At 63.6% G+C, this 995-nt stretch carries 1 pseudogene; it reads right to left on the reverse strand.

The features are described 5' to 3' along the window. A pseudogene (locus EN991_RS37730) lies at window positions 1-995 on the reverse strand (conjugal transfer protein TrbE); the annotation flags it as partial.

Consider the following 995-nt stretch of genomic DNA (forward strand, 5'->3'; position numbering starts at 1 on the left):
GTTCAGCGTCGATAGTGGCGGTTGGCGGACGTTCGCGTAGACATGGCCGGGAATGCTGCCGAGCCAGGCTTCGATGGCGTTGATCCTCTCGGCGATGCATGTGAAATCCCGCCCCTGGATGACTTTCTCGACCAGGCGGAGTTTCTCGTCCGCGATCGACGGATCGGCATCCCACACAGTGAGCGTCGCCGTGACGTAAGCCTGTCCGATCTGGTCGGAGCCGAGGTCCTGCAGGGCCGCGTCCGCATCGGCTGCCTTGTTTGCCGCGTCGGTGTCGACCAGCACGGATGCCTCGTTGGTCATCACCTCCTTGAGGATCGCGGCGACGGACTTCCGCTTTGCGAACCACTGCCGGCGGATCTTCGTCAGCAGCCTGGTCGCATCGCTCTTGTCGAGCAGGATCGCCCGCGTCGACCAGCGATAGGGGAAGGCAAGCGCATTGAGATCGTCGAGGACCCCCGGAAAGGTAGTGGTCGGGAACCCGATGATAGTCAGCGTGCGCAGGTGGATGTCGCCCAGTCGCGGCTCCAGTCCACCGGCAAGCGGCTGGTCGACCAGAAGTGCATCGAGATGCATCGGTGTTTCCGGAACCCGGACACGATGACGCCTGGTCGAGACCGTCGAGTGCAGATAGGTCAGCGTCTCGCCGTCGGCGAGCCATGCAGCCTCTGGAACAAAGCCTTCGAACAGATCCAGCACACGGTCGGTACGGTCGACAAAGCTCTTCAGCAGTTCCCGGGGATCGACGCCGCTCCTTTCCCGGCCTTCGTAAAGCCAGCTCTCCATCCGCGAGAGGTCCTCGGCCGGCGGCAGCCAGACGATGCTGAGAAAATAGCTGGTCTCGAACAGCTCTCCGTCCGGCTGGCGACCGCTCCACTGCAACGGGCCTCGGCCGCTCCTGCTCTCGAACTGCTCGCGCCGTTCGATGTCGAGAAGCGCAGATGCAGAATCGGGGAACCGGCTGTCAGGATAGTCGGTGGCCGGGTTGCGCTGCG

Origin of the sequence: Mesorhizobium sp. M7A.F.Ca.US.005.03.2.1 (assembly GCF_003997795.1) — a bacterium.
GTDB classification, from domain to species: Bacteria; Pseudomonadota; Alphaproteobacteria; order Rhizobiales; family Rhizobiaceae; genus Mesorhizobium; species Mesorhizobium ciceri.